The organism is Ruegeria sp. BB6 (assembly GCF_056539385.1).
On sequence record NZ_JBQFUW010000004.1, the window covers coordinates 237,769 to 249,314 of the forward strand.

The following is an 11,546-nucleotide window of genomic DNA, read 5'->3' on the forward strand; positions in this document are numbered from 1 at the left end:
ATGAACAAACACACCACACCGCCGCTCTTGGAGATCAAGGGCGTGAGCAAGGCTTTTGGTCCAGTCAAGGCCGTCGACAATGTTGATCTGATCGTCGAGGAGGGCGAGATATTCTCGTTGCTTGGCGGGTCAGGGTCCGGCAAGTCGACATTGCTGCGAATGTTTGCTGGCTTCGAAACTCCGACCGAGGGGCAGATCCTTCTGGATGGCAAATCGTTGGTCGATATCCCGGCCCACAAGCGCCCCGTGAACATGATGTTTCAGAGTTATGCGTTGTTCCCACATATGACTGTGGAGAAGAACGTGGCTTATGGGCTTGTCGAAGACCGGGTTGCGAAGTCGGAGATACGCGACCGGGTGGCCGAGGTGCTGCGGCTGGTCAAGTTGCAGGACTTTGCCAAACGCAAACCTGACCAGCTTTCCGGTGGACAGCGGCAGCGGGTGGCGTTGGCCCGGGCTTTGGTCAAGATGCCCCGCCTGCTTTTGCTTGATGAGCCACTTGGGGCGCTTGACAAGAAGCTGCGCGAGGAAACGCAGTTTGAATTGATGCGGATACAGGAAGAGATCGGCATCACCTTTATCGTAGTAACCCATGACCAGGAAGAGGCTATGACCCTGTCCGACCGGATCGCGGTGATGGATCAGGGGCGGTTCCGGCAGGTGGGGACTCCGGTGGATGTCTATGAGAATCCGACCTCGGCCTTTACCGCCAATTTCCTTGGAACCTGCAACATGATTGATGCCGTAATCGCGGAAGATGCCCATGACCATGTGGTGTTCGATCTGCCCGGTTTTGGCACTACGACGCGGATCAATCACGGGATCACGGGGCAAGAGGGGCAGAAAGTTCATCTGATCCTGCGCCCCGAAAAGCTGCGCATGCGGCGGCGGGATCTTGATCCGGGCAGTTCGGGCACCGTGCTGCAGGGGCGGATTACGGACGTTGGGTATCTGGGGCATATGTCGATCATCAAGGTCGAAATGCCGGACGGATCGGAGTTTCACGCCCATGAGGTGCGCGCCACCCGCCGCGCGGGGGCGCCCCTGGCGGTTGGGGATGAGCTGAACCTGACATGGGACGGCGACAATATCGCCGTGGTGCCGGTATGAGCGCGGTCACGGGGAATGCGGGGCGTCGGATTGTTGCCGGGATCCCGATGGTTTGGTTGGCGATCTTTTTCCTGCTGCCGTTTGTCTTTGTCCTCAAGATTTCTTTTGCCGAGGCGCTTTTGGCGCGCCCGCCCTATAGCGAGCTGTTCAGCTACGACGCGGAGGAGGGCAGTTTCACCGCCGTCCTGAACCTTGGCAACTACCGCTACCTGATCGAAGACACACTTTACATCAACGCCTATCTGAACTCGATCGAGATTGCGCTGGTCTCGACCGGTTTGTGCCTTTTGATCGGCTATCCCATGGCGTTGGGGATCGCGCGGGCGCAGCCCCGGATCCGCCCCTTCCTGTTGATGCTGGTGGTGATCCCGTTCTGGACCTCGCTTCTGATCCGGGTCTATGCGTGGATGGGGCTGTTGCAGAAGAACGGGATCATCAACGGGGCCTTGTCCTGGCTGGGCCTGATTTCCGAGCCGCAATCCATGCTGCAAACAGAGTTCGCGATCTATCTTGGCATGGTTTACACCTATCTGCCCTTCATGATCCTGCCACTTTACTCGGCGCTGGAGCGGCAGGATGGCTCGCTACGTGAAGCGGCAACCGACCTTGGATCGTCGCCACTGGCGGTGTTTCGCAAAATCACCTGGCCCTTGTCGCTGCCCGGGGTGATAGCGGGCTGCATGCTGGTCTTTATTCCCACGGTGGGTGAGTTCGTGATCCCCTCGCTTTTGGGCGGTACGGACAACCTGATGATCGGGCGCGTCCTGTGGGACGAGTTTTTCCAAAACCGGGATTGGCCGGTGGCGAGTGCGGTGGCGATTGTGATGCTTGTACTGCTGGTGGTGCCGATCATGATCTTCCAGAACGCGCAAGCGCAAGAAGAGGAGGCATAACGTGAGCAGTAAACTGTTTCTGAGAACGGTGCTTGGGTTGGGGATTGCCTTTCTTTATTTGCCCATCATCGTTTTGATTGTCTTCTCGTTCAACGCTTCAGAGAAGGTGAACATCTGGGGCGGGTTCTCGACTAAGTGGTATGGGGCCTTGTTGCAGGACACGCAGTTGATCGAGGCAGCGGTGAATTCGCTGACGATTGCGACAGTGTCCGCCACCTTTGCCACAGTGATCGGAACGCTCGGCGCGATTTCACTGGTGCGGTTTGGTCGGTTTCGAGGCAGGACCTTGTTGTCGGGCATGATGTCGGCACCGCTGGTGATGCCCGAGGTGATCACCGGTATTTCGCTTTTGTTGCTCTTTGTGGCGATGGAACATCTCCTTGGCTGGCCTTCGGGACGCGGCATGACCACGATCACCATAGCGCATGTCACGTTCTGTTCGGCCTTTGTCGCGGTAATCGTGCAGTCGCGGCTGGTGAGCCTTGACCGCGATCTGGAAGAGGCCGCCGCCGACCTCGGCTCGCCGCCCTTCCGGGTGTTTCAGCGCGTGGTTCTACCGCTGATCGCGCCGGCCCTGGCAGCGGGGTGGCTTTTGGCCTTTACCCTGTCGCTGGATGACTTGGTGATCGCCTCCTTCACCACGGGCCCCGGTGCGACCACCCTGCCAATGCTGATCTTCTCCAAGGTGCGTCTCGGGGTGTCTCCCGACGTGAACGCGTTGGCCACGATCATCGTACTGGCGGTCGGCCTTGCCGTCGCAGTCGCTGCGGCCTTCATGTTCCGTACATCACGACGACAGGATTAACTGAGGTTGCATCCAACAAAAAGGGCCCGCAGGAACAACCTGCGGGCCTTTCTCGTTTACGGGGGATCTGTTCAGATCGCCAGTTCGGCGGCGATGGCGTCCAGCGCCTCGGTAAGCTTGTCGAAAAGCTCGTCAATCTCGGCTTCGGAAATGATCAGCGGGGGACAGATGGTCAGTGCGTCGCCGCGCGCCCGCAGGATCAACCCGCGTTCGATACAGGCGGCGTTGGCACGAGGCCCCACCTTTAGCGCTGGGTCGAACAACACCTTGCCGTCTTTGTCCGCGACCAGTTCGACTGCCCCAATCAGGCCAATACCACGTGCCTCGCCCACCAGTGGGTGATCGGCCATGGCATTCAGACGTTCAACGAATCGAGGGGAGACGCTTCGAACATGGGACACGACGTCCATCTCTTCGTAGATCTTCAGTGTTTCCAACGCCACGGCGGCGGGCATCGGGTGGCCCGAATAGGTGTAGCCATGCCCGAACATGCCGATCTCGTCCGAGCGTGCGTGTAGCGCGTCGTAGATTTCATCGGTCATCATCAGAGCTGAAATGGGCGCGGCCGAGGCGGAAAGTGCCTTGGCGAGCGTCATGAAGTCGGGCTTCAGGCCGTAGGTTTCGGTGCCGAACATGTTGCCGGTGCGTCCAAAGCCACAGACGACCTCGTCCGCGACCAGAAGGACGTCATACTTTTTCAGGATTGCCTGTACCTTGTCGAAATAGGTTGCCGGGGGCAAGATCACGCCGCCTGCGGCCATGACCGGTTCGGCAAAGAGGGCGGCGACCGTTTCGGGGCCTTCCACGAGGATGCGCGCTTCGAGTTCATCTGCCAGGCGGGTGGCGAAGTCTTCTTCGCTTTCTCCGGGTTTCCCCTGGCTCCAGTAGTGCGGCATGGTTAGGTGGCCGATCCGATCGATCGGCAAGTCGAAGGACATCTGGTTTACGGGAATGGCGGTGAGCGAGGCCGAAGCCACGGTAACGCCGTGATAGCCCATCGTGCGCGACAGGATCTTCTTCTTCTCGGGCTTGCCACGCGCGTTGTTATAGTACCAAATCAGCTTGATCGCGGTGTCGTTCGCCTCGGAGCCCGAGTTTGCGAAATAGACGCGGGTCAGATGGCCCGGCGTCATTTCAACCAGTTTTTCGGCAAGGTTTGCTGTAGGGGTTGAACCGCGATTGAAGAACGTGTGGTAGAATGTGATGTCGTTCATCTGGTCAAAGGCGGCCTGCGCGAGACGCGGGTTGGAAAACCCAAGCGAGGCCGACCACAACCCGGCCATGCCTTCAAGATAACGTTTGCCGTGGGTGTCTTCGACATAGACGCCATCACCCTTGGCGATCAGCATGGTGCCGTTTTTTTCAAGGTCCGAGAGGTTGGAATAGGAGTGCAACTGCGCGGCCGCGTCGCGGGCTTCCAGCGAGTTTGGTTTCATGTGATGTCCCTTCAATGAACCGCGGCGGGCACAGGCCCGCCGGGAGTTGACTGTGACCAGTCTGGGACAAGGGGGCGGCCCAGGGAAATAGCACATTCCCAATAGGGCCGCGCCCGGTTCAGAGCGCCATGGTGACGGCCTTGGTCTCGAGGTAGTGGTCCAGCTGTTCACGCCCCATGTCCTTGCCGTAGCCGGAGTTCTTGACCCCGCCGAAGGGCATAGCGCTGTCGGTGATATCGTGGCAGTTGATCCAGACCGATCCGCAACGCAGCTTGCGAACCACCCGCTGAGCGCGGGCGCCATCACGGGTCCAGACGCTGGCGGCGAGGCCATACTGGTTGTCGTTGGCCTTGGCGATGGCGTCTTCCTCGGTCTTGAAGGGCAGCGCGACCAGAACCGGGCCGAAGATCTCTTCCTGCACGATGGGCGAGGCGTTGTCGTCCAGCGCATACAGGGTTGGTTCGACGAAATAGCCGGGTCCGGCGTGGAATTTGCCTCCGAATACGGTGCGTGCTGTGTCATTTCCGATTTGCATGTAGCGTTCGATATTAGCCTTGGCACTGGCCGAGATTACCGGACCAATGTCGCAATCGGGGTCGAGGCCAGGCGTCATTTTCATCTGGGTGATGTGGCGCTTGATGGTCTCAAGGCCTTCTTCATAAATGCTTTCGTGCAGGTAAAGACGGGTGCCGGCGGAGCAGTTCTGACCAGAGTTGAAAAAGGCGCTCCAACGGGTGGCGTCCGCAAGTGCCTCAAGATCGGCGTCTTCAAAGGCCACCATCGGAGATTTACCTCCCAGCTCCAGAGTTGCGGGTGCAAAATGACCGGCGGCGCTTTGGCCGACGGTGCGGCCAACCGGGGTGGAGCCGGTGAACGATACCTTGTCGATGCCGAGGTGGCCGGTCAGGTAGTCGCCAATCTCTGAGCCGCGGCCGTTGACAATGTTGAAAACACCTTCGGGCAGCCCGACCTCTTGGGTGAGCTTGGCAAAATAGAGCATAGACAGAGGTGTTAGCTCGGCGGTCTTCATAACCACGGTGCAACCCACGGCCAGCGGTGCGGCCAGTTTCCAGACCGCCATATTCAATGGCCAGTTCCATGGGGTGACTGCGGCGACCACACCGACGGGTTCCTTGAGCGTGTATGAGAAGAAGTCGGGGCCGGCGGAAATCTGGCGGGTGTTGCCTTCGATCTTGGTGGCCCAACCAGCCATGAAACGGATCAGTTCTACCGAGCCCAAAACATCAAAGTCGCGGCAGGGGCTGATGGCCTTTCCGTTGTCCAGTGTTTCGATCTGAGCGAGGATATCGGCGTCACGCTCGATCAGGTCGGCGAGCTTCCAAAGGATGGCCTGGCGTTCAGACGGCACCATGCGGCTCCACGGCCCGTCTTCGAAAGCCTTGCGGGCGGCGGCGATTGCCGCGTCGACATCCTGCGTTGTGCCCCGGATGACCTTGGTGAGCTGGTCCTCGGTAGAGGGTTCGACTACGGCGACAGTCTCTGTGCCGTGCCCGTCGGTGAATTGCCCGTTGATGAAGTGGCCAGCGCAGGTTGTGACGTGGGCGCGTGCGTCGGGATGAACATTGAACCGGTCCATATAAGTGAGAAGGTCGGGGGACATAGGAAACTCCTGCAGTTGTTTCCTCTGACATGCCCAAGCCGCGGCGTTCCGGGCAATATTGGGCTTAGCATAGATCATGCCGTCGGCGCAGGCGTATAGAAGACCCCATATTCAGCCGGTTGCGAAGTTTGGTCAGAATGAAGGGCGATATCGTCCGCCCGTCCGATAAATGACTGGGCACAGTCAAGACAGATAGGCCAACCTATGGATGACCTGAGAGTAAACGATCAATCCCAAGAAATCTGGCAGCAGGACAAGGATCATTTCCTGCACCCCTGGACGCATTTTGACAGCTTTACCAAGGAAGGATCGTTGATCCTGACGGAAGCCAACGGCGTTTATATTCACGACATCGAAGGCAACAAGTATCTCGATGGCGTGGGCGGTTTATGGTGCATGAATATCGGTTATGGCCGCGAGGAGATGGTCGAGGCGATTACCGAGCAGACCCGCAAGCTGGCTTATGCCAACCCGTTTGTTGATGTGACCAACGCGCCTGCCGCGCGGCTTTGTGCCAAGCTGGCCGAGCTGGCGCCGGGAGATCTCAACAAGGTAATGCTGACCTGTGGCGGTTCGACCGCAAATGACTCGCTGGTGCGGCTCATCCATTTCTACTGGGGCTGCAAGGGTGAGAAGTCGCGTAAGAAGATCATCACGCGCCGCGGATCGTACCACGGCTCGACCTACATCGCACAGTCGATGACTGGCAAGCCGGGCGACCGCATGCCCGAGTTCCATTATGCAGAAGACATGGTGATCTATGTCAGTGAACCGAACATGTACCGTCCGGTCGAAGGTGTGGCCGAACAGGATTTCGAGCAGTGTCTGATCGATGAGTTCCGCGAAACCATCGAGCGGGAAGGCCCGGAGAATATCGCCGCTCATTTTGCTGAACCCATCCTTGGAGCAGGGGGCGTTGTTGTGCCGCCGCTGCGCTACATCCAAGAGACGCGTGAGATTTGTCGTGAATACGGCATTCTCTATGTGGCAGATGAGGTCGTGACCGCGTTTGGCCGGGTTGGAGCGTGGTTTGCAGCAGAAGACGTGATGGGCATCCAGCCGGATGCGATTGCCTCGGCCAAGGGGCTCACGTCGGGCTACATGCCGCTGGGCGCCGCGATCTTCTCGGATGCAATCTATGACGTGATCGCCGAGGCTGGGCACGAACGCTGGTTCACCAACGGGTTCACCTATGCCGGTCATCCGGTGGCCTGTGCCGCGGCGCTGAAGAACATCGAGATCATGGAGCGTGAAGAGCTTCCGAAATACGTGCGCGAGGATATCGGCCCATATTTCATGGAACAGCTCAACACGCTGCGTGATCTGCCGACGGTGGGTGACATTCGCGGCAAACACCTCATGGCCTGTGTCGTGAACGTGAAGGACACCGAAACCCGTGAAGAGTTCCCATATGAGGTGGACATCGGAAAACGGATCGCGGTCGCAGCTGAAAAACTTGGCCTGTTGGTCCGCCCGCTGGGCAACCTCAATGTCATGTCACCGCCGTTGACCATGACCCATGCGGAGGCCGACGAACTGGTCGCGAAACTGCGAGCTGCCATGGAAGAGGTGATTGCCGATCTCAAGGCCGAAGGGCATCTCTGAGCCCGTGCGGGCCCCAAATAACCATTGGAAAGGGGGCGCTGCGGTTATGTCTAGCCCCCCCTGTTCTGGGCCATTTCTGAGTAGAGTTTCGGGCACTGGCGTCTGGCGGACCAGGCCAAGTGGATCGCGTACGGTCCTGTGCGTAGGTCTTCGGCCGCTCTGGTAGGTCAGCATGCTGACCTGGGTATCGATATGGCACCTCACATGCCAACCGACCCAGCAAACTAAGCGACCGTGATCCCGAATGATTTTGAATTCTGGGCTGACTACCGGGATGACATCGACACGAGGTTCCAAGCCTGGCTTACGAAATAAAAGCTTCTGGAACCAAAAAGGAGAAAGGCCGCTTTCGCGGCCCGTTTTGTGTTTTTTGCTTCCGAGATAATTAGTTAGAGAACCATTTCGTTCACGAATTTGGTCCGCATGAAGGTTTCCAACCCCTCGATGCCGCCCTCTGAGCCATAGCCAGTCTCGTTCATGCCGCCAAAGGGAGCTTCGGGAAGCGACACGCCGGGCTGGTTGATACCGATCACACCAAAATTCAACTCTTGTTGGATTTTCAGCGCCTTGGCCTGGCTTTGCGTGAAGCCATACGCGGCGAGACCCACCTCGACGCGGTTGGCCTCGGCAAGCGCTTCTTCAACCGAGTCAACAGGCATCATCAATACCATCGGGCCAAAGGGTTCCTCGACCATCGCTTTCATATCGGGGGTCACGTCGGCCAGCACGGTTGGTGCATAGAAAGCGCCTTCGTTGCCGATGCGATGCCCGCCGGTGACGAGCCGTGCGCCCTTGGCAGTAGCGTCTGCCACCAACTCGTCCATCCAATCTATGCGACGGCTGTCGATAAGCGGGCCCATCTGAACACTGTCATCCAGTCCGTTGCCGATTCTGGATTTTGAAAATGCGTTGGCAAAGCCTTCAACAAAGCGATCATATACCGGTTTTTCGATGAGGAATCGGGTCGGCGAGGTGCAGACCTGACCGGCGTTTCGCACTTTGGCTGCCACCATGTTGGCGACCGCATGGTCGATCTCGGCATCCGCCGTCACGATTACGGGCGCGTGGCCGCCAAGCTCCATCGTGCAGCGCATGAGCGTGTCGGCTGCCATCTTGGTGAGAAGCTTGCCCACGGCGGTTGAACCGGTCACGGAAAGCTTCTTGGGGATGGGAGACGACAAGAGGTGTGTCGAGACCTCGGAAGGTTCACCGAAGACGACATTTAGCACGCCCGCAGGCAGGCCTGCATCTTGGAAACAGCGAGCGATTTCAATCGCCGTGGCTGGTGTTTCTTCAGAGGGTTTGATAATGATCGAGCACCCGGCTGCAACGGCGCCTGCCACCTTGCGGATCACATTGGTTGCCGGGAAGTTCCACGCCACGAATGCAACCGAAGGGCCAATCGGTTCCTTATAGACCTGCGTGCGAAGGTTCGGCGCGCGGGCAGGGATGATACGGCCGTAAGCACGTTTGGCTTCTTCGCCATACCATTTCAACGTCTCAACGGCGAAATCATACTCTGCGCAGGCCTCAGGAAAGGGCTTGCCCATCTCGAGGGTCAACAGTCGGCAAATGTCGTCTCGCCGCTCGCGCATCAGGGCGCAGGTGGCATCAATAACGTTTTGCCGTTCCAAAGCTGACTTTTTCGACCATACTTCGAAACCTGACTGACTCGCAGCCAGAGCCTCATCGAGATCGGCCTTGTTGGCATGGGGCAACTGGCCCAGAACGCCACCTGTCGCCGGGTTGAAAACCGGCTCACTGACACCGTCTCCACCCTTGCGCCATTCGCCGTTGATCAGCAGCTTCAATTCCGAGTAGGACTTGTCTTGCGTCATTGCGGTATCCTTAAGTTAGATTTGCGTTACGATTGTAGTATTTTGTAATTTGTGATTACGTTTGGGTAAAATCTGGCATTCAATATAGGCCCGTGATCGATGGCCCAAACACTCAAGAAACTTAACTGGGAACCAATGCATAACAGGGTCTATTCCAGCATCCGTGATGCCATAATGGGCGCGCAGTTTGAGCCAGGTCAGAAATTGTCTTTGCGCGCAATTACCGGAGAGCTTAGGGTCAGCGTTATGCCCGTGCGCGCTGCGGTCTTGCGGTTGGTTGGAGAGAAGGCACTGGAGCAGGCAAGGCACATCACGCCCAGCCTGCCTTGACAATCGCAGACCAGTTTCGCGAGCTCATGGAGCTACGCATGGTACTGGAAGGGAGGGCGGCACCTCTTGCCGCGAACACCCTGAGCCAACTGCAATTGGGTGAAATCGAAATCCAAAGCCGTATACTGACCGGGTCGGGCAACGCCGGGCAAGGCCAGCGCTATGTTGCCGCGATCCGTGGCTTCAAGTTTGCCGTGCTTGATGCGACGGTGGTTCCGGTTTTCAGGGACCTGGTAGAGTCTTTATGGACGCGGATTGATATCCAGTTTGGACCGGAGTTCCTGTTGTCGCGTTTGAGCGAAGCAGATTGAGGCACTCGCCGGATTCCTTGTCATATTAGAACCGGAAAGAACAATGATGCCGCCGAAGCTTTTCTGATCCCGATGTCCGCTCCCAAGCAAAGATGGTAAATTTTTCAAGTATTTAGCGGCGACAACGAATGATCACTGTTTAGGTGTAGTTAGCTTTGCCAGGAACACACCGAAAAGGTCACCTACCGATGTCACATCCATCTTGCGGTAGATATTTGAGCGGTGGATTGACGCGGTTCCAGGCGAAATCCCCGCGATGCGTGCGATCATCTTGGCTGAATGACCCTTAAGCATCAGCTGGGCGATTTCCTGTTCTCGTCCGGTCAAGGTTTCAGAGCCAAAATCCCTCAGAGCTTCGCTTACTGCGCCGTGCACGTCGCGGCGGCTGTCTTCGTCATCGGCAGGCGGTGCTTCGGCAAAGATGTCGGTGAAAAGTTCAATAAAGAATTTCTCACTCGCCGTGGTAAACTCTACCGCACGGGCGGCGGCTTGTTCGTCGGTTCCGGAAAATTGAATCGAGACGTGAATGCACCGGTCTGGCGCGATTTCATAGAGCGCACCAATTTCGTTTTTGAGGCCAATAAATCGCCAATACCGATCGTAATAGGGTTCAGCGTCCAGTTCTCCTCGCGTGTCTGCGCAGAAATGGAATGTGCCGGTTTTTTCCTGGTTCACGTAGAGATCATAGAGCGGATCCAGAAGGTACATGCCGTTCAGGTACTTGGTCAAATCGGCGTCGAATATGGCGTCATCGCCATCCCTGAACAGTAGTTTTGGTTGTAGGCCACGCTGGAACTCAAATACCGAGAAGTGAACTATCTCCAAATCATCGCGCAGGGATAGTGCGAAAATCCGGGCCAATTCTGGCAGGAAGTTGCCTTCGCGACGGGCCCGCAAGAGGAGCGCTACACCGTCGAGAACGACCTTTACGCTGGTTTTGGTTTCGACAAAATCCCAAGTGGATTCCTTTAGGTAACCGTAGAAATGGGGCACGTGCATGTCCTTTCGTCCTTGCAAGCCTACTCCCAAGCCGGGACCACAACAAGTTTCGATGGTGTGACGTTATGGTCCGGCATTCAACGCTCGTATCACGCTACCCATTCAGAAGGCCACCGGGCGGCGATTCGTCTGACGGCAAGTGCTCACGATACTATCTCTGGTGTCGCCGTGTCTTGCTCTAGTACACGAAGCGGCGGCATCTGACCGAGTTATGCATCTGACAGATGGTCAATGATCGCGTCAAAAGCGTTCACGGTGTAGGTGTCGAGGTGGTCAGATACATGCACCGGTTGGCTTGACTGTTTGACAATGGCGACATCGCGCTTTCGATCAATGTAAATCCACTGACCATTGACCCCGATCGAGGCAATCGCTTTGCGACCCGGCGTACCTCGAATCCACCATTGCGCTCGATAGCTCCAATGTCCGTCCGCCATTACACCGCCTGCGTCGGGTCCATCCATGAAGGCACGCGTAGACCCGCCCACAAATCGAAACGTTTGCGCCCTCGGTAAGAAACAGCTCGGCGCAGGCCCGGCCAATGCCGCGGCTGCTGCCGGTGATCAAAACACTCAGGTTCTTTAGGCCAAGGTCCATC

11 protein-coding genes and 2 pseudogenes are annotated in these 11,546 nt (G+C 57.5%); 7 read left to right on the top strand and 6 right to left on the bottom strand.

All coding sequences use genetic code 11. The features are described 5' to 3' along the window. Genes ACR0B7_RS11820 through ACR0B7_RS11830 form a run of 3 tightly spaced genes read left to right on the top strand, consistent with a single transcriptional unit; the run spans position 1 to position 2,808 of the window. Complete coding sequence (locus ACR0B7_RS11820; protein WP_170486502.1) at positions 1–1,110, top strand: ABC transporter ATP-binding protein; 1,110 nt, start codon at positions 1–3, stop codon at positions 1,108–1,110. Then, a complete protein-coding gene (locus ACR0B7_RS11825) occupies positions 1,074–2,003 on the top strand; it encodes an ABC transporter permease subunit (RefSeq protein ID WP_170576769.1) in 930 nt (309 codons plus the stop codon). Before ACR0B7_RS11820 ends, ACR0B7_RS11825 begins: the two co-directional genes overlap by 37 nt. A gap of 1 nt (position 2,004) precedes the next feature. After that, positions 2,005–2,808: an ABC transporter permease subunit gene (locus tag ACR0B7_RS11830; protein ID WP_170576768.1), complete on the top strand. Its 804-nt coding sequence runs from the start codon at positions 2,005–2,007 to the stop codon at positions 2,806–2,808. Positions 2,809–2,879: 71 nt separating this feature from the next. Here the strand turns inward: ACR0B7_RS11830 and ACR0B7_RS11835 are convergent, their stop codons facing one another. Further along, a complete protein-coding gene (locus ACR0B7_RS11835) occupies positions 2,880–4,244 on the bottom strand; it encodes an aminotransferase (RefSeq protein ID WP_170486499.1) in 1,365 nt (454 codons plus the stop codon). A 118-nt stretch (positions 4,245–4,362) separates the two neighbouring features. Beyond that, on the bottom strand, positions 4,363–5,865 hold the full coding sequence (locus ACR0B7_RS11840; RefSeq protein WP_170486498.1) for an aldehyde dehydrogenase family protein: 1,503 nt from the start codon (positions 5,863–5,865) through the stop codon (positions 4,363–4,365). Positions 5,866–6,069: 204 nt separating this feature from the next. Here ACR0B7_RS11840 and ACR0B7_RS11845 point away from each other — a divergent pair, with 204 nt between their 5' ends. Next, a complete protein-coding gene (locus tag ACR0B7_RS11845; protein WP_170486497.1) occupies positions 6,070–7,470 on the top strand; it encodes an aminotransferase in 1,401 nt (466 codons plus the stop codon). 99 nt (positions 7,471–7,569) lie between these two features. Next, positions 7,570–7,785, top strand: a pseudogene (locus ACR0B7_RS11850) (ABC transporter substrate-binding protein); the annotation flags it as partial. Between the two features lie 74 nt (positions 7,786–7,859). Here ACR0B7_RS11850 and ACR0B7_RS11855 read toward each other — a convergent pair. After that, positions 7,860–9,308, bottom strand: coding sequence for an NAD-dependent succinate-semialdehyde dehydrogenase (locus ACR0B7_RS11855; RefSeq protein ID WP_170486496.1), 1,449 nt, complete (start codon positions 9,306–9,308; stop codon positions 7,860–7,862). Between the two features lie 135 nt (positions 9,309–9,443). On the opposite strand from ACR0B7_RS11855, the gene ACR0B7_RS11860 reads away from it, so the two are divergent. Further along, positions 9,444–9,638, top strand: a complete 195-nt coding sequence (locus tag ACR0B7_RS11860) for a GntR family transcriptional regulator (protein ID WP_170576767.1) — start codon at positions 9,444–9,446, stop codon at positions 9,636–9,638. A 26-nt stretch (positions 9,639–9,664) separates the two neighbouring features. Next, entirely contained in the window at positions 9,665–9,949 is a 285-nt protein-coding gene (locus ACR0B7_RS11865; RefSeq protein WP_480681613.1) for an FCD domain-containing protein, read from the top strand. Positions 9,950–10,081: 132 nt separating this feature from the next. Here ACR0B7_RS11865 and ACR0B7_RS11870 read toward each other — a convergent pair whose 3' ends face one another. The 3 genes and pseudogenes from ACR0B7_RS11870 to ACR0B7_RS11880 form a co-directional block, all read right to left on the bottom strand. Then, the gene (locus ACR0B7_RS11870) at positions 10,082–10,948 is read right to left on the bottom strand and encodes a helix-turn-helix domain-containing protein (RefSeq protein WP_170576765.1); all 867 of its coding nucleotides are present in this window, start codon (positions 10,946–10,948) and stop codon (positions 10,082–10,084) included. 209 nt (positions 10,949–11,157) lie between these two features. After that, positions 11,158–11,412: a hypothetical protein gene (locus ACR0B7_RS11875; RefSeq protein ID WP_480681620.1), complete on the bottom strand. Its 255-nt coding sequence runs from the start codon at positions 11,410–11,412 to the stop codon at positions 11,158–11,160. Between the two features lie 13 nt (positions 11,413–11,425). After that, positions 11,426–11,545 (bottom strand): annotated as a pseudogene (locus ACR0B7_RS11880) (SDR family NAD(P)-dependent oxidoreductase); the annotation flags it as partial. Position 11,546: the final 1 nt, after the last annotated feature.

Excerpts from the sequence above, each read along its gene's own strand:
- ACR0B7_RS11840 (WP_170486498.1), bottom strand. The coding sequence starts at position 5,865 with ATGTCCCCCGACCTTCTCACTTATATGGACCGGTTCAATGTTCATCCC.
- ACR0B7_RS11825 (WP_170576769.1), top strand. The coding sequence starts at position 1,074 with ATGGGACGGCGACAATATCGCCGTGGTGCCGGTATGAGCGCGGTCACG.
- ACR0B7_RS11820 (WP_170486502.1), top strand. The coding sequence starts at position 1 with ATGAACAAACACACCACACCGCCGCTCTTGGAGATCAAGGGCGTGAGC.
- ACR0B7_RS11870 (WP_170576765.1), bottom strand. The coding sequence starts at position 10,948 with ATGCACGTGCCCCATTTCTACGGTTACCTAAAGGAATCCACTTGGGAT.
- ACR0B7_RS11835 (WP_170486499.1), bottom strand. The coding sequence starts at position 4,244 with ATGAAACCAAACTCGCTGGAAGCCCGCGACGCGGCCGCGCAGTTGCAC.
- ACR0B7_RS11860 (WP_170576767.1), top strand. The coding sequence starts at position 9,444 with ATGCATAACAGGGTCTATTCCAGCATCCGTGATGCCATAATGGGCGCG.
- ACR0B7_RS11865 (WP_480681613.1), top strand. The coding sequence starts at position 9,665 with ATGGAGCTACGCATGGTACTGGAAGGGAGGGCGGCACCTCTTGCCGCG.
- ACR0B7_RS11855 (WP_170486496.1), bottom strand. The coding sequence starts at position 9,308 with ATGACGCAAGACAAGTCCTACTCGGAATTGAAGCTGCTGATCAACGGC.
- ACR0B7_RS11845 (WP_170486497.1), top strand. The coding sequence starts at position 6,070 with ATGGATGACCTGAGAGTAAACGATCAATCCCAAGAAATCTGGCAGCAG.
- ACR0B7_RS11875 (WP_480681620.1), bottom strand. The coding sequence starts at position 11,412 with ATGGATGGACCCGACGCAGGCGGTGTAATGGCGGACGGACATTGGAGC.